17 protein-coding genes are annotated in these 16,851 nt (G+C 44.7%); 15 read left to right on the forward strand and 2 right to left on the reverse strand.

Annotated elements, in window-relative coordinates:
- Positions 1–9: 9 nt before the first annotated feature.
- The 15 genes from ADU22_RS13600 to ADU22_RS13665 all read left to right on the forward strand — a co-directional run bounded on the left by ADU22_RS13600 (position 10) and on the right by ADU22_RS13665 (position 14,174).
- Positions 10–315 (forward strand): group II intron maturase-specific domain-containing protein, encoded by a 306-nt coding sequence (locus ADU22_RS13600; protein ID WP_286132399.1) that lies wholly within the window; start codon positions 10–12, stop codon positions 313–315.
- Positions 305–502 (forward strand): hypothetical protein, encoded by a 198-nt coding sequence (locus ADU22_RS24665; protein WP_156324350.1) that lies wholly within the window; start codon positions 305–307, stop codon positions 500–502. The genes ADU22_RS13600 and ADU22_RS24665 overlap by 11 nt, the downstream gene beginning before the upstream one ends.
- Positions 503–609: 107 nt before the next feature.
- A complete protein-coding gene (locus ADU22_RS13605) occupies positions 610–1,068 on the forward strand; it encodes a hypothetical protein (protein ID WP_053362639.1) in 459 nt (152 codons plus the stop codon).
- 91 nt (positions 1,069–1,159) lie between these two features.
- A complete protein-coding gene (locus ADU22_RS13610; protein ID WP_053362640.1) occupies positions 1,160–1,612 on the forward strand; it encodes a hypothetical protein in 453 nt (150 codons plus the stop codon).
- Between the two features lie 160 nt (positions 1,613–1,772).
- Positions 1,773–2,900 (forward strand): N-methyl-L-tryptophan oxidase, encoded by a 1,128-nt coding sequence (gene solA, locus ADU22_RS13615; protein ID WP_053362641.1) that lies wholly within the window; start codon positions 1,773–1,775, stop codon positions 2,898–2,900.
- A 145-nt stretch (positions 2,901–3,045) separates the two neighbouring features.
- The gene (locus ADU22_RS13620) at positions 3,046–4,407 is read left to right on the forward strand and encodes a sigma-54 interaction domain-containing protein (RefSeq protein ID WP_069187988.1); all 1,362 of its coding nucleotides are present in this window, start codon (positions 3,046–3,048) and stop codon (positions 4,405–4,407) included.
- Between the two features lie 193 nt (positions 4,408–4,600).
- On the forward strand, positions 4,601–5,380 hold the full coding sequence (locus ADU22_RS13625) for an enoyl-CoA hydratase/isomerase family protein (RefSeq protein WP_053362642.1): 780 nt from the start codon (positions 4,601–4,603) through the stop codon (positions 5,378–5,380).
- A gap of 17 nt (positions 5,381–5,397) precedes the next feature.
- Positions 5,398–6,540 (forward strand): acyl-CoA dehydrogenase family protein, encoded by a 1,143-nt coding sequence (locus ADU22_RS13630; RefSeq protein WP_286132279.1) that lies wholly within the window; start codon positions 5,398–5,400, stop codon positions 6,538–6,540.
- Between the two features lie 51 nt (positions 6,541–6,591).
- Positions 6,592–7,431 (forward strand): 3-hydroxyacyl-CoA dehydrogenase family protein, encoded by an 840-nt coding sequence (locus ADU22_RS13635; RefSeq protein WP_156324351.1) that lies wholly within the window; start codon positions 6,592–6,594, stop codon positions 7,429–7,431.
- 12 nt (positions 7,432–7,443) lie between these two features.
- Positions 7,444–8,220 (forward strand): enoyl-CoA hydratase/isomerase family protein, encoded by a 777-nt coding sequence (locus ADU22_RS13640; RefSeq protein WP_053362644.1) that lies wholly within the window; start codon positions 7,444–7,446, stop codon positions 8,218–8,220.
- Between the two features lie 79 nt (positions 8,221–8,299).
- Positions 8,300–9,793, forward strand: a complete 1,494-nt coding sequence (locus ADU22_RS13645) for a class I adenylate-forming enzyme family protein (protein WP_053362645.1) — start codon at positions 8,300–8,302, stop codon at positions 9,791–9,793.
- A gap of 57 nt (positions 9,794–9,850) precedes the next feature.
- Complete coding sequence (gene dctP / locus ADU22_RS13650; protein WP_053362646.1) at positions 9,851–10,978, forward strand: TRAP transporter substrate-binding protein DctP; 1,128 nt, start codon at positions 9,851–9,853, stop codon at positions 10,976–10,978.
- 69 nt (positions 10,979–11,047) lie between these two features.
- A complete protein-coding gene (locus tag ADU22_RS13655) occupies positions 11,048–12,379 on the forward strand; it encodes a TRAP transporter large permease (protein ID WP_053362647.1) in 1,332 nt (443 codons plus the stop codon).
- A gap of 44 nt (positions 12,380–12,423) precedes the next feature.
- On the forward strand, positions 12,424–12,936 hold the full coding sequence (locus tag ADU22_RS13660) for a TRAP transporter small permease (RefSeq protein ID WP_053362648.1): 513 nt from the start codon (positions 12,424–12,426) through the stop codon (positions 12,934–12,936).
- A 56-nt stretch (positions 12,937–12,992) separates the two neighbouring features.
- The gene (locus ADU22_RS13665) at positions 12,993–14,174 is read left to right on the forward strand and encodes a thiolase family protein (RefSeq protein WP_053362649.1); all 1,182 of its coding nucleotides are present in this window, start codon (positions 12,993–12,995) and stop codon (positions 14,172–14,174) included.
- A gap of 201 nt (positions 14,175–14,375) precedes the next feature.
- On the opposite strand, the gene ADU22_RS13670 is transcribed toward ADU22_RS13665, so the two are convergent.
- Both ADU22_RS13670 and ADU22_RS13675 read right to left on the reverse strand, forming a co-directional pair.
- A complete protein-coding gene (locus tag ADU22_RS13670; protein ID WP_053362650.1) occupies positions 14,376–15,596 on the reverse strand; it encodes an amidohydrolase family protein in 1,221 nt (406 codons plus the stop codon).
- Between the two features lie 6 nt (positions 15,597–15,602).
- Positions 15,603–16,697 (reverse strand): hypothetical protein, encoded by a 1,095-nt coding sequence (locus ADU22_RS13675; RefSeq protein WP_053362651.1) that lies wholly within the window; start codon positions 16,695–16,697, stop codon positions 15,603–15,605.
- Between the last annotated feature and the right edge of the window lie 154 nt (positions 16,698–16,851).

The following is a 16,851-nucleotide window of genomic DNA, read 5'->3' on the forward strand; positions in this document are numbered from 1 at the left end:
ATTATCAAAATTAACCAATTAATCCAAGGATGGGGAAACTACTTCAAAGTGGCGGATATCAAGAGATTCTCAGCGGAAACTGATGCACATATCAGGAGAAGGCTGCGAGCGTGCCGCTGGAAAGAGTGGAAGAAGACCAGAACMAAATATCGAAACTTGATAAGGTTAGGAATTAAGAAATACAAAGCATGGCAATATGCGAACTCCCGAAAGGGATACTGGAGAAACTCCAAAAGCCCTGCCTTAKACCAAGCCTTAAATAATGAATACTGGTTTAAARCTGGATTAAAGCAATTATCAAACATTGTTTCATAAACTTTCGAACCGCCGTATACCGGACGGTACGTACGGTGGTGTGAGAGGACGGGGGTTAATCACCCCCTCCTACTCGATCGTCATTGGGCTCCGCACGATTTCCAACTGGAACAGCCGTGAATCAGGGCTTTCGGAAATTGAAGCAACGGATGGGGACGTTTGCCATTTTTATAAAAACGGTGGTTAACTTGACATTTGATTGGAAGTTCAATAAAATGACGGTTCATTTACCTTATTGACTCGAAAGTTTAACTAAACTATTAGGACATATATGATGACTATGGAGGAAGTACGATGGCAATCAAAAATACAGAACAACGGCAAGTTAGAAATTTCCAGGTTGAACAAATCATTGGTGGCCACCCAATACATAAGAGACACGAATTCTCTTTTCATGTTGATGGATGTCAGTTTAAAGGTCATTTTCACAAGGATGAAATTACATGGATGCATCCACACCCAAAACAAATAATAGGAGAGGAAAAAGAAGCGGAAATTAAAAGTGAAATTTGCGAACTGCTGGGACAACATGGGGTAGCCAGTTGGATTGAAGACATTGAAATGACGCAAGTGTTTGAAAACACAGCACGCGAGCGTCGCCAAGTTACTCTTACAGTGCGGGGTCACGAGTTCAAGGGGTACGTTCGAGAAACTGAAATTCATTGGTTTCATCCGCATCCACAACAAAAGCTGAAAGATAAGCATGTTGATGCGATTGAAAAGGAGATTCATCAAAAAGCAGCGTCTTTTTAAAGGTGAGTTGTGGGTACAAACTGATCATCTGTCATTTTTTCTAAGAAATAGGACATCCTTTTATATATAGGATTACCAAGGAGGAAAAACGATGACATCGGAAATCAGGGGTTTTGAAGTTGAACAAATACTTAGCAGCCATCCAGTACACCAACGGCACGAATTCTCTTTTACCGTTGATGACAATGAGTTTAAAGGCCATTATCACGAGGGTGAGATTACGTGGATGCACCCATATCCAAAACAAATACTAGGTGAGGATAAAGAAGCGATAATCGAAAACAAAATCCGCGATTTATTGGGAGAACATGGAGTTTCCCAATGGTTTAAAGACATTGAAACGGCACAAGCGTTTGAAGACCGGCCACACGAGCGTCGCCAAGTCACATTTAAAGTGCAAGGGCAGGAGTTCAAAGGGTTTGTTCACAATGGGGAAATCCATTGGTTTCATCCTCAACCTAAACAAAAGCTTAAAGAAGAGCAAGTTGATGCGATTGAAAAGGAGATTCATGAAAAAGGACTAGATCGTCCTGAAAGGGATTAGTGACAGGAATTTTCAGGCTAGAACGTTTAGGTAATTAAATGGCTAACTTATATCAAAACGGCGGAAGGCTGTATAGTAGGAATTATTAAAATTCTAGTGAACAGGAAGGTCCTTGAGCCTTCCTTTTCTTTTATGGCGAAATGAGGGGAGAGTGAGCCATATGCATTATGATGTCATCATCATAGGGGCCGGTTCAATGGGAATGGCAGCAGGCTATTATTTATCTAAAAGTGGGAAAAAGGTTCTATTACTAGATTCGCACAATCCGCCACACTCCGAAGGGGCCCACCACGGTGAAACCCGGATTATCCGGCATGCATACGGGGAAGGGGAGGAGTACGTGGCCATGGCCTTAAGGGCCCAGGAGCTATGGCTGGAACTGCAGGAACTAACAGACAAAAAATTGTTTTTGCAAACAGGTGTGTTAAATGTAGGGGCACCTGACTCTGCGTTCATACATAATATCCTGAAAAGCGCTGAAAGTCATTCGCTGCAGGTTGAAAAGCTGGGTTCCTCGGAAATCAACCATATATGGGCAGGCTTTTCCGTACCGGACGGGATGATTGGCTGCTACGAAAACAAATCCGGAGTCTTATTTAGTGAAGCTTGTATTGAAGTTTATCGCCAGCTTGCCATTGAAAACGGTGCGCATCTAAAGGTGAATACAACGGTAGAAGGTGTTGCAGCAGAAGGGGACAGGGTCCATGTCGAGACAGAAGTAGAGAACTATACCAGCGATTCCTTAATTGTCACCGCAGGGAAAGGAACGCCTAAGCTTCTGCCTGGCTTAGGGATCGAGCTTCCATTGCAGCCGGTAAGAAAGACTTTTTCATGGTTTGAATGTGATGAAGGCCTGTATCATTCGAGCCATTTTCCGGCTTTTGCTTTTGAGCTTCAAGACAAGTTATTTTACGGGTTCCCAAGTATCGAAAGAGCTGGCATCAAAATTGGCCGCCATGATGGAGGCCAGCCATTAACCCAGGAAGAGGGTTTAGCGGAATTCGGAAGTTATTCCGAGGATAAAGACGATGTATCGGGCTTTGCAGCAAAGTACTTCTCAGGTGACCTGGACCACAGAATTGGGAAGACATGCACCTATACCAACACTCCCGATGAGGATTTTATTATCGATCAGCACCCAAACTTCCAGAATATCTATCTTGCATGCGGCTTTTCGGGGCATGGATTTAAGTTTAGCAGTGTTGTAGGCGAAATTCTTTGTCAGCTCATCACAGAAGGAAGAACGGAATTGGATCTGAATCCATTTACGATGAAGCGGTTTAGCTAGGAAGCATGGGGCATACCCATGCTTCTTGTTTTTGACGGGATTTTTCCGTATAGTTAATAATATATTAAATATTCCAAATTTTTTATCATAAAGAAGCGACAGGGGATAGTTATAGAATCTCTACCAATCGAAAGGATGTGTAAAATTGGCTTCTATAACGGCAACACCAGCAAAACAGGAGTTTTTGGTGCAAGCAGTGGAACAGTCTTATGAAGGTTTTTTATTAGCGGATCCATCAGGCAGGATTTTTTATGCCAATCAGGCAGTAGAAAACATATCAGGGATTTCCACCGATGAAATTGTCGGAAGGACCCCGAAGGAAATGGAAGATGTCGGAATCATCATTAAGCAATCGATGAAGGTTTTAAAAAAAGATCCGCTAACCATTTCACAGAAATTATCAACAGGAGCCGAAATATTCATAACCAGTAAACCGGTTTTCGACGATTCAGGCCAGATTGTATGCTATGTGTCGAATTATCGTGAGTTGTCAGCGTTGAATGAATTACATAAGGAGCACCATAATCTGCTTAATATCAATTATTCCGAGCTTCAGCAGCTGCGTGCCCAATTATTAAAAACAGAGGACTGGATCGGAAACTCTTACAAGACAAAGGCTCTAAAGGAAAAGGTTTCGAAGGTTGCGAAGACAGAAGCCATCCTGCTTATTTCAGGAGAGTCTGGTGTCGGCAAAGAAGTCATTTCCAAAACGATCCATAAAGTAAGTGACCGAAGAAATGGACCCTATATTCAAATAAATTGTGGGGCCATACCTGAGTCATTAATGGAGGCAGAACTTTTTGGATACGAAAAAGGGGCATTTACCGGAGCAGTAAGTGCAAAGCCGGGATTACTGGAAGTCGCGAATGGCGGGAGTGTCCTTCTGGACGAAATTGGCGAAATGCCTTTAAACCTGCAGGTAAAGCTGCTTAGGGTCATCCAGTCAAAAGAAATAACAAGGGTAGGAGGAACAACTCCAAAGAAGCTTGATGTCCGGTTTTTAGCGGCTACAAATCGTGACCTGAAGGTGCTGGTAGAGCAAGGTAATTTTAGGGAAGATTTATATTACAGGTTAAATGTCATCCCAATCAGTATCCCGCCGCTTAGAGACCGCAAGGAAGACATCCCTGCATTAAGTCAGCATTTTTTAGAAAAATACTGTGCAAAGTACTCCGTAAACAAAAAGCTCTCGAAGGAAGCAGAACGGGTTTTATGCGAATACTCATGGCCAGGCAATGTCCGCCAATTGGAAAATACGATGGAACAATTGGTCATCCTTTCGGAAGCGGTTGAAATCCAGTTGAATGACTTGCCAAAAGAAATGGCTGGAAACACCATGACTAAACCAGAAGGAGAGATTATTCCCTTAAAGCAATTGAGGGAAATGACGGAAAGAAAAATGATTAAACTCGCCTTAAAACGCTACAGTTCGATTCGGGAGGCAGCCAGGCATTTGGAGGTGGACCATTCTACGCTAGTGAAGAAAATTAAAAAGCTGGGAATCTAGAAATCTGGTGATAAATTTCACCGGATTTTTGTTTATCTATCTGGAGCGGTGAATTTTTTCAACGGATTTGGTGAATTCTTTCACCGCGGAGGGTTTTGTGATGGTGAAAACCCTTTAAAATCAAGCTTTTATCGTTTGGCATGGATATTGCATTGTTATTATATAGAGACGCTGCAAACATTGGGGAGGGAGCATGGGACCATTCAAACATCTTTTCATTACCTTAACAGACCAGAATATTGCGATTGTAAAAATGAACAGCGGGAAGTCCAGTAATCTTCTTCATTATGCATTAATGCTGGAACTAATCATGGCTTTCAAAAAACTGAATGACGATGAAGAAGTAGCTTGTATTATCCTCACTGGGGATGAAGAGGCATTTCTGGCGGGACCTGAAATTAGGGAACTGACAGGCATTTCCGTATCAGAGGCGTATGACATCGCGACAAAAATGAAAGCGCTTCAATCTTTGGTTGTTCATTCTTCCAAGCCATATATAGCCGCTATTGACGGATTCTGTCTTGGTGGAGGGCTGGAGCTTGCCCTTGTGTGTGATATCCGCCTCGCAGGACATAATGCCATCTTTGGTCTTCCTGAAGTGAATTTAGGCATCATCCCTGGGGGCGGAGGGATTTCAAGGCTGACAGAAATTGCAGGGAAGTCGACGGCCAGCACCATGATCTTTACAGGCGAGCCAATCCGGGCGGAAAAAGCCCTTGAGCTTAAGCTGGTTAGTGAAGTGGTGGAAGATCCGCTGGAAAGTTCCCTGATGCTGGCAAAGACTTTAACAACAAAAAGCAGACTTGCGATTGCTACCGCTAAAAAGCTTATTAACAGAAAGCATTGGAGTGCGAATCAACAAGAAGATCTTGAACAGGAACTTTATGCGTTTTCCTTGCTGTTCGATTACCCGGACTCTGTGGAAGGGATGGGAGCCTTTTTGGAAAAGCGGAAACCAATATTTAAAAACTGAGAATTGGAGGGGTAACGTTGTTATTAACAGACCAGCATACCATGATTCAAAACGTGGCTAGCAAAATGGCGAAAGAGGTCATTGCGCCCCGGGCGAAAGAAGTGGATGAGAAAGGCGAGACACCATGGGAAAACATAAAGCTTTTGGCAGAGAACGGCTTTTTTGGAATTCATGTGCCGGAAGAATACGGTGGAGTGGGTTCCGACATGGTTAGCCATGTGGCCGTTATGGAAGAAATTGCTTCGGCCTGTGCGTCCACTTCCGTATCCTTATCAACCCAGGCCCTAACCTTGGCTCCATTTTTGATTGCGGGAACAGAAGCGCAGAAAAAGAGGTTTGTACCACGACTTGCAGCAGGAGAGGTTCTTGGCTCTTTTGGCATAACCGAACCCGGAGCAGGGTCTGACGTATCGAGTGTTAAGACAACTGCTGTCAGAGAGGGGGATACATACCGCCTAAACGGCCATAAGGTATTCATCACGAATGCGGGTGAATCAGAGATCTATGTATTTGTGGCAAGAACTTCCGAAAGCCGCACGGAAGGGATTTCCTTAATGATTGTCGAGAAAGGCACCCCAGGCCTGACATTTGGAAAGAAAGAAGAAAAAATGGGGATAAGGGGATCCGTTACCAGGGAAGTGTTTTTGGAAGATGTGGTCATACCGGCAGAAAATAGGATCGGTGAAGAAGGAGAAGGCTTTAAAATCCTCATGAATGTTTTCAATGAGACCAGACCTGTGGTTGGCGCCCAGGCAACAGGGATTGCAAAAGGAGCCTACGAACATTGCCTCAACTATGTGATTGAGAGAAAGCAGTTTAACAAGCCTTTGCATCACTTTCAGATGGTCCAATCCACCCTTGCCGATATGGCCATGAAAATTGAAGCATCAAGGCTGCTGGTATTAAAGGCGGCAATGATGCTGGATAAAAAGGACCCAGCCGTCATCGCCAACTCGTCCATGGCCAAATGCTTCGCTTCAGATGTGGCGATGGAGGTCACAACGAATGCGGTCCAGCTGCTTGGCGGTTACGGATACGTTAGGGACTACCCGGTGGAAAGAATGATGCGCGACGCGAAAATCACCCAAATCTATGAAGGAACCAATCAAATTCAAAGAATCATCATTGCTAAGCAAATTCTTGCGAATGCCATGAACTGATTATGTTTGCTTTCTAAAATAATGCGAGTTTTGAAGAAGGAGATGGAGACAATGAATCTAACAGTCATCGGCGGAGGATTAATGGGTTCCGGCATTGGCCAGGTTGCTGCCCAGGCCGGGATAAAAACAACCATTGTTGATGTAGCGGAAGAATCGCTTGAAAAAGCAAAAAAGAGAATAACAGATTCGGTAAACAAGTTTGCTCAAAAAAACAGGATTACTGATCCTGAAGGAGTTCTGGCAAATCTCACCTTCTCCTCCAGCTGGGAGTCGGTTTCTGAAGCAGATGTCATCATTGAAGCAGTGCCAGAACGATTAGAACTGAAAAAAGAAACCTTCAAAAAGCTGGACGCACAAGCAAAGGCTGATTGCCTGCTTGCTACTAATACTTCCTCTTTATCGATAACAGATATTGCTAGTGTTACCTCAAGGCCGGAAAAAGTGATTGGGATGCATTTCTTTAGTCCCGTTCCGATGATGCCGCTGCTGGAGCTTGTCAAAGGCTATAAAACTTCGACTGAGACGTACGAGTTTGCCAGGGAAGTCGGGGAGAGACTGGGGAAAAGAATGATCACGGCCGAAAAAGATTTCCCAGGCTTCCTCATGAACCGTATTTGGCTGCCGATGGTAAACGAAGCGTGTTTCGCCGTTATGGAGGGCGTCGGTACACCGGAAGAAATTGATCAAGGCTTTATCGATGGGTACGGGCATACGATGGGGCCTTTAAGGACGATTGATATGGCTGGAATTGATACCGCATTATGGGCAATGGAAGCCTTGTATGAAGGATTTAATGATTCGAAGTACCGTCCTTGTCCACTTTTGAAAAAGATGGTCGAAGCAGGGGATCTTGGAAGAAAAACCGGAAAAGGATTTTATACATACAGCTGAGGAGGAGAAAAAATGGAAGAAGTTCTTTTGTGCAGCATGGAAGGGAAAATAGCGGTCATGGAGATTAATAGACCTCCATACAATCCTTTGAATCCAGCTGTTTTTGAACAGATGATTTCATTTTTGGAAGATTTATACCGGAATGAGGAAGTTCAAGTGCTGGTTATAAAGGGGAGCGGAGAGAAAGCATTTTCTGCTGGTGCCGATATCACCCAATTTGTGCCCAGGCTGGGAAAAAAGGATATTTCGTTAACCGCCGGGTTCCATAAAGCTTTTGAGTTGTTAAGCCAGCTGCCTATTCCGGTGATTGCCGCCATGAAAGGGCATGTACTTGGAGGAGGATTGGAACTGGCCCTCGCTTGTGATTTCAGAATATGTGATGAAAACACCAGGATGGGACTGCCGGAAATTAATTTGGGAATCTTTCCGGGCGCAGGTGGAACCCAGCGTCTTCCTAGATTAATAGGAAAATCAAAAGCGATGGAAATGATCATGTTTGGCACGCCCATCCATGCAGAGGAAGCGGTCCGTTATGGACTTGTGAACAAGGTAGCAGCTGCCGGCACTGTCGACAACGTGGCGATGGACTGGGCAAACAGCCTTGCGCAAAAACCTAAGACAGCCTTGAAAAACATTAAGAAAACTATTCAGCATGGAATGAATCTTCCATTGGCAGAAGGGCTGCGCTATGAAATGGAGCTTTTTTCGGAGATGTTCGTCAGTGAGGATGCAAAAGAGGGAGTGCATGCCTTTCTTGAAAAAAGAACCCCGAATTTTTCCATGAACTAATATCAAAGGGTTCAGCGGGAAAGGAAATTTAAACAAAATAAAAGGTCTGCGAGAAGAGAGTTAAAGGGAGTGATGAAGATTGAATTTAGATCTTAAGCTACAGGAACATGCCGGGAAAATCCCGGACAGATGGGCCCTTGGCTGGGAAACGGGTTCTTATACGTACAGGGATCTAAATGAAAAGGTCCAAAAGCTTGCCAACCAATTTTATTTAAATGGCATTACAAGGGGAGACCGTATTGCCATCCTGCTCGACAATTGCCCGGAATTTGTGATTAGTTATTATGCATGTATGCGTGCAGGTGCGATCAACGTCCCGGTCAACCCATCTCTTACATCAAGGGAGTTTGGCATCATTCTCAATGATTGCAGTCCTAAAATCATTATTACGAATGAATTCGTGCAAAACAAATTAAAGAAAACAGCGCTGAATTTTAGTCCTATGTACTTAATTACCGATAATCAAAGTTTGGAAGACCTATTACAGGCGGGACCTGCAGAGGTGTTAGTAAATTCCAGTGATGCAGAGGATAGTACGATTTTATACACTTCAGGGACAACCGGTTTGCCGAAAGGAGCGCTTCTCACCCACCACAATCTTTATTCCAACGCGAAAACTTTTGCGGAAGCCTTCAGGTTGGCTTCAGACGACAGGACGTTAATTGTCCCGCCTTTATCGCATATAGCGGCCCAATCAAACTGCCTGAACACCACACTGTATGCCGGGGGATTCAATTTCATGCTCCCAAGGTGGGAGTCGAGTGCCAAAACGCTCCGAACGATAGAAGAGCAGGAAATTACCTTCTTTTTTGGACCGCCGACCATGTATACGTACATGTTAAATGATCCGGATGCTGGAAACTATCAAGTAAAGTTAAGGTTTGCTTATACCGGGGCTTCGCCTTTGCCTGAAAAGATCTTTAACAAATGGGTCGAGATATTTGGCTTTGAAATCGTTGAAGGATATGGATTGACAGAATGCTCACCTGTCGTATCGATTAACCMTCCTTATGGCAAGAAGAAGATAGGGAGTATTGGACTTCCGATAAAGGATGTGAAGGTCAGGATTATAAACGACCTGTTTGAGGAAGTCCCTGTTGGAGAAACCGGTGAACTTGTTGTGCAAGGGCCGAATGTAATGAAGGGGTATTTAAACCGTAAGGAAGCAAATGAGGCTGCTTTTGTGGATGGGTGGTTCAGGACAGGAGACATAGCCAGGCAAGAGGAAGATGGCTACTTATATATTGTTGATCGGAAGAAAGATATGATCATTCGTTCCGGCTTCAATGTTTACCCGCGGGAAGTAGAAGAAGTTTTATACCAGCATCCCGCCGTCCTTGAAGCTGCGGTCATCGGTTATCCTGATGAAGAAAAGGGAGAAGTAGTCAAAGCAGTGTTGACTTTAAAGTCGGAATATAATGGAAAATTAACAGATGAACTAAAAGTGTTTTGTAAAGAAAGGTTAGCAACCTATAAGGTGCCTTACGAATTTGAAGTGGTGGAAGAGCTGCCGAAAACCAGCTCGGGCAAAATTGTAAAAGGAAAGTTAAGAGAATTATACGCCAAGAAATGAAAGCGTTTTACCCATTAAAGAATAAGAATCAATAAAAATGAACTGGGAGTGAAGAGTGTGAAAAAGTTCCTTTCGTTGATCATGATGGTCATTTTAATATCTGGCTGTGTCCAGCAGCCTGGCAGCAGCGGTACTGCGTCGGGAAGTACAGATGAAAACAGTGAAGAGACCATTGTCTTGAAGCTTTCCTCCGCATTGAGTACACAAAACGGCTGGTGGGCAGGCTATTTCAAGCCGTGGATGGAGAAAGTGGAAGAAAAGACAAATGGCCGCGTAAAGTTCGAACATTATGCAAACCAGGAACTTATTCCGGTCAACGAAGAGCTGCAAGCGTTGAAAAACGGGACTATTGATATCGCAGCACCGCTATGGCCGCTTTATGATCCGCAGCGTTTCCCATTAAGTGAAGTAACGATGCTGCCACTGCTGCATTCCGACACCATGCTGGCGACTAAAGCTTATGCAGAACTTGTCAAAAGTGACAGCGAGTTGGCCGATGGGAAGTCATTCAATGAATTGGAATATCAATCAAAGGACTTAAAGGTATTTGCGACCCCAACCACTGAACAATATGTTATTTCCACCAAGGATTATCCTTTTAAATCTGTGAATGATTTTAAGCAAGTATCGCTTCGCTCCCCGTCCCGGGTACACGAGATCTTCGCCAAAAATGTAGGAATCAATACGATTTCCATGCCATCTGCGGATATGTTTGATGCGATCAACCGGGGGGCATTTAACGGAAGCTTCTTTAGCATTGCGGACTGGACCGGATACGGAATGCAGGATGTCTTTAATTATACACTTGAAGGAATCAATCTTGGCCACTACACCGGTGCGTGGGCGATGACAGAAGAGAAGTGGAATAGCCTGCCAGAAGATATCCAGCAAATCATGGAGGAAACATCTTACGAACAAATCCTGGAAGGGGCTCAGCTTTGGATGGACCGTTCCGATGAAAACCGTGCCTATGCCAAAGACAAAGGAGCCGTATTTGAAACGATAGATGACCTTGATCCGGAAGCACAGGAGCTTCTTGTAAAGGGTGTAGAGGATACCTGGTTCCAATGGATCGATCAAACGGAGAAGAACGGGCATCCAGGCAAAGAAATGGCAAAGCTATGGAGAGATTTAATTGTCGAACAAGGTGGTACGGTGCCTGAAGCCATCATGGAATTAGAGTAAAAACTGGTGAGTAGGAAAGAGCAGGAATCCTCCTTCTTTCCTTCCCGTTCATTTGAAGGGAGTGTTAAGATGCCGATTGAAATATTTTATATTTTAATGCTTTTCCTCTTCGCGCTATTTTTATTATTGGGATTACATGTCCATTCCGTGCTGCTCAGTATCGGGATCATTGGGATTATCTTGCTGGAAGGTCCCGCCTATATCACTTCTTTTTTACAAAGTAATCCATATAAACAGGTTGCAAGCTATACTTTAACAACCATTCCTTTGTTTGTTTTAATGGCCCAGTTTGTCGTTAAATCGGGGATTGTTCGTGACATGTATTCGATCGTCTTTAAATTATCGAGAGGAAAGTCAGGACTGCTAGGTGTGTTAACGGTTATTATCGGTGCCTTTCTGGGAGCGGTATCTGGTTCAACCTCTGGTTCTTCGGCAGCATTGGGCCAAGTGGCGGTCCCTGAATTAAAGAAACGCGGTTTTCGGGATGATATTGCCGGAGCAACCATTGCTGCAGCAGGGTCTTTGTCAGGGATTATTCCGCCAAGTATCATCCTGATTTTATATGGGGTCGTAACAGAAACACCTATAGGAACACTGTTCATTGCGGCAATCGTGCCAGGGATCCTGATGACGCTTGTTATTATTGGAGTCATGCTGGTTATGCATTACCGCAGCAGCGACCAAATTGCGGCTGGCTTGGCAGAAGAGGTTTTGGAGGAGCGGGGGAAAGAAGAAGAACCCTCATTAACCTTATCTCGTTCGCTATTTGTCCTTGCGATCGGTTTAGTTATGGTGCTGGTCATTTTTGGGGGTATTTATTCTGGAGTGTTCACACCAACGGAAGCTGGCGCGGTGGGTGCGTTCATCGGTTTTCTGACGGCACTTTTCTTAGGGAAAGTAAACAAAGCTTTCTATGTTGAATCGTTTGCTGAAACCGTGAAAATAACCGCAATGGTTCTGCTGATCATGATTACGGCACAGATTTTTGGCCGCTTCATTACCGTCTCCCAACTGCCAAAGGAGCTAATAAATGCATTGGGACCGCTCATTGAATACCCGGTGTTGGTGCTGGTTTTGCTGTCTGTCATTTATTTTATCCTCTTCATGTTCGTTGAAGGGGGAGCGGTTATTATTATGGCAACACCCGTCCTGCTGCCAATCGTTCAGGAAATGAATGTTGATCTATTGTGGTTTGGTATTTTGGTTTCGGTTATTTGTACAATCGGTCTTCTGACTCCGCCTGTTGGGCTTAGTGTGTTCGCTGTTTCCGGTGTCACAGGGATACCGATTGAAAGGCTGTTCCGGCAATCGATGATCATGGCCGTTGTACTGGCAGTGGTAGTATGCGGATTGCTCATTTTGTTTCCTAGTCTTGTAACCTGGCTCCCTGGTTTAATGTAAAAAGGTGAAAAGATTACACTTTTAATAATAAGGGGGGATTGCACTTGAGCAGGGCCTATAATGTTTTCGAAAAGATCAAAATAGGCGGGTTAATCTTAAGCGGCAGCACCATTTTCATCATGATGCTTTTGATTGTTGGGGATGTTGCACTTCGAAATCTGGTAAATGCGAGTTTACTAGGCAGTTATGAAATCACACAATATTTTCTCATGCCGCTGGCTTTTTTTCCGGGTCTGGCCTATGCGTATAGTTCGGGCATCATGCCGAGAGTCGAAATGATGGTCGTAAAACTCAAAAATAAATTTCGGCGGAATATTTTTCTTGCCCTTCTGATTTTCGAGTTCATCTTGTTTCTAATGCTTACATTCTATGGATTTCAATATGCCTTAATTGGTACCCAGGAAAGTCTCGGATTCAGTATGAAAGGGACGATCATCACGTATTATCCTATTCTTTACTTTGTACCACTAGGATTTTTATTATTATCGATTGAAATCCTGTTCCTGATTCTGAAAAACTTCCGTACTGACAGTCCGACTTTAAGTGTAAATGATTGATTTTATTAAGTAGACCTTTATTCATCAAGGTTACGATAGAACATAGGAGGAAGAAAATGAACAATGTATACGTAATTGAGGGAGCAAGGACACCATTTGGAGCATTCGGCGGGAGCCTGAGAGGTACGGATGTCACTCAGCTTGGGGCAATTGCAACAACAGAAGCTTTAAAAAGAAGTAAAGTTCCTGCATCGGAAATTGACCAGGCATTTTTCGGCAATGTCATTCATACAAGTGCAAACTCGCCCTATTTGGCACGCCATGTCTCGTTAAAATCAGGCATTCCCGAAGCGACGCCTGCCTTAACGGTAAACAGGCTCTGTGGATCCGGCCTCCAGGCGGTTGTAAGTGCAGCCCAAGCCATCTCATTAAACGAGGCTAGCGGGGCTGTGGCCGGCGGTGCAGAAAATATGTCGATGAGTCCGCATGTAGTGAGGGACCTTCGTTTTAAAACGTTCAAAATGGGTGTTCCACACTTCGAAGATGTTCTGTCGGCCACACTGATGGACCAATACTGCGGCTTGGGTATGGGGATCACTGCCGAAAATTTAGCGGAGAAGTACCAAATCGGCCGTCCTGAACAAGAGGAATACGCCTTGCTAAGCCAAAGCAGAGCAGCCCAGGCGAAGGAGAAAGGTATTCTCGCCAAGGAAATCACCCCGGTGTTGGACGAAAAGGGAGAAGTGCTTCTAGAGGAAGATGAACACCCAAAACCAGACACAAATATAGAAAAACTAAGAAAGCTGCGGCCAGCATTTAAAAAAGATGGAAGCGTTACGGCAGCGACAGCAAGCGGGATAAATGATGGCGCAGCAGCGGTGGTATTAGGAGACGACCAGCTCATTGCCAAGCACAACATAAAGCCTTTAGCGAAAATCGTGTCCTGGGGTATCGCGGGTGTAGACCCAAAATACATGGGAATTGGACCAGTTCCGGCTACAAAGCAGGCATTGGAGAGAGCGAATTTACAAATGGAAGATATCGACATCATTGAAGTGAACGAAGCCTTTGCGGTACAAGTGCTTTCCGTAAGAAAAGAACTAGGAATCGATCTTGAAAAGCTTAATGTGAACGGGGGAGCCATTGCCCTCGGACACCCGGTTGGGGCCAGCGGAGCAAGACTATTGCTGACACTCGCATATGAGCTGCAAAGAAGTAACAAGCAATTTGGCCTGGCAAGCTTATGCATCGGCGGGGGCCAAGGTATTTCAGTGGTTATTGAAAATATGAACAAATAGGATCATAAGGCAAAAAGTTAAGAAACCCTCGCATTGTTAGGATGCGAGGTTTTTTGCTGGGTGGAAGGGGGATAATCAGAAGTGCCTGCTCCCGTCTGAAATTTGCACGTTAAAAATAATCTGCATCTTTCAGATGGTGGCAGGCGCTCTTTTAGGTGTATTCATCATATAAATGCTTTAATTTTTTTTCTGAAACACCTCTTATAGGCGCTGTACCACCTTCACTCCTCTAAAAAACACTTCTTTAATCTGCTCTACCTCTGTGATTTCCAGTCCTGGAACTCCCTCCGCCACCAGATAGTTTGCCTCCATGCCAGGTACAAGACCGCCGTACCTGCCTTCCTTTCCCATTATTTTAGCCGGGTTGGCTGTAAGCAAGGCGAGAGTCGCATTTTCATCGTAGCCATGTTCTTCTAAGAGTTTCATTGCCGGGTGGGCAATAAGCATCAAAACATCAGGACCCTGTAGGGCATTGTCGGTGAACGGGAGCCACGATGCTCCCTGATAAGGTGGCAGGTAAGAGTCTGTAGCAATGGAAACGGGGATATTCTTTTGAACTAGTGCCAAAATGTTTTCAGGCGAGTTTGGTTCCAGGTGTGTACCGCCCATTGGTGTGGCAACAATGGAAATGCCATGTGTGGCAGCTTTTTGCATCAGTTCCTCGGTGATTCCATGTGCATGGTGCAGAACATCAATTCCCGCTTTCAAAGCCATACTGATTCCTTCCTCGCCAGCTACGTGAGCTCCAATCTTTTTTCCTGCCTGATGGTAAATATCCGATATTCTCTTTAGTTCTTCAAATGTATAGATGATTTCTCCTGCCCTTGGGACTTGGTCCGAAGTGAAGTTGGCAGGGGTTGCATTAATAAAGATGTTTTCGCCTGGGAATTCGCTTTTTTCGGCAATTTTCTTTACCAGTTCCGGGTCCGATAGAGTGCTTTGGGAAACAGGCTTTGATTGTGTGATAGATGTGAAATGAGCCATTTGTTTAAAACCGATGGAAATGCTTGTTGCCGCGAAAGTGACATCAAGAGGAAGGCCTTGAATTGCATTTTTGTAGTCTGCAATTGAGAAATCGCAAAGGTGATGCCCGCACACCTGCTCTCCCAATGCCGTAATACCCGAGGATAAGGCGTCTAGAAGAATAGCTTTTCCTCCCAGGAAGTGGGTTTCCGGCGTGACAGGATACAGGGAGCTTGGAGCAAATTCCAATAGGTGTGTATGACAATCAACAAGGGAAGGGGTAATGACATAATCAGAACAATCATGAAGTGTTAAGTCAGGATACCGATTTCTGAGGTTCTTCCACTTTCCGACGTCAATAACCTTTCCGTCACAAACTGCCATCGCTCCATCCTGGATGGTTCCCGCAGGGCTTACGGTCACAATTTTTTTTCCGCGAATCAAATACGATCGGTTCATTCTGCATCACACCAGAAACGGAGTCAGGAAGTAACCGAGCAACAGGGCGGTCGCAAACCGGAGAACCATTCCGATAATGGCTGCTAGTAACACTTCCCTCTCACTAAGGCTTGAGGATTCTGCCCAAGTGACAGGTACCTGGCCAAAAATGACGGACAGGGGAAGGCCTGAATTGGCCAGTACAAAGGAGCCGACAATCAGGCGGGGATCGATGGTGGCAGCCAGTTCCGCCAGTTGGGCAACAGCAAGCGTTGGCGCTGCCAGTATCGAAACAATCCCCGTGGAAGGCTCAATGCTCATAATCGTTAAGATAGAGGACAGTCCCGACTCTACAAAAGTCCATATTCCCAGAAATTTTAAAGTGCCGATAAAGAAGAAGACGGCCGCCACTGCCGGTATAATGATGAGAAACAGAAGTTCGACTCCTTCTTTGGACGATCCGAAAATGGTCTGCAGAAACTTGGTCTGCGGTGTAAATCGAGGAAGATCATTCAATTCCACTTTCCTTGTGTCACGGTATATGGTCTTGGACAAAAGGAAGGGGACGATGACAATCGGAAAAAAGATTGAGATGATCACGAGTGGAAAGGCATTTATCCCGAACGCTGACAAAGCAATTAGCCCCAGAACAAAGGTCGCAAAAGACTGCGGAGATTGAATCATTGTTGCCACGGCAATCTTTTGCTCGGCCTTGGTGGCCCCCGCTTTGACAAGGATCGGCCCGGCGATTTTCCCGGCAGCGTTGATGTCCCCGAGGATATTATAGACACTTGGAATAATGACAGAGGGGTTGATTTTAAACCACTTCATGACCGGCACGAAGATTCGGATCAGACCATCCGTAAACCCCAGCCGTTCCAGAATACGGCCAACGATGACACTGATAATGATGGCAATTCCCACTTCACTTGTCAGGAAAATGTCTACAACGATGGGTTTGACTTCTTTTATGATAGTGTCGAACAGGCTTGAAAGTGAATCAGGCTTGAATAATAGCAGCAATAAAGACGAAAAAACCAAAAAGATGCCGATGAATTCAAACAAGTGCCACTTCGATCTCGAAGTCCGAGCCTGCTGTTCCGGCTGTTGTCCATTCCCCATAAAAAAGACCTCCCGATAGTTTTTACCTATTTTATGGGATAGGAGGGGGATGGGTGCATTTAAGGAGAGGATAGGGGCTTGCGTTTCCCAAAATTATTATCTGCCATCCATTCAATCCTTTTTTCTTTCCTCATTTCACAAAGATCCCTTGAAA

Origin of the sequence: Bacillus sp. FJAT-27251 (genome assembly GCF_001273925.1) — a bacterium.
Lineage (GTDB): Bacteria > Bacillota > Bacilli > Bacillales > Cytobacillaceae > Mesobacillus_B.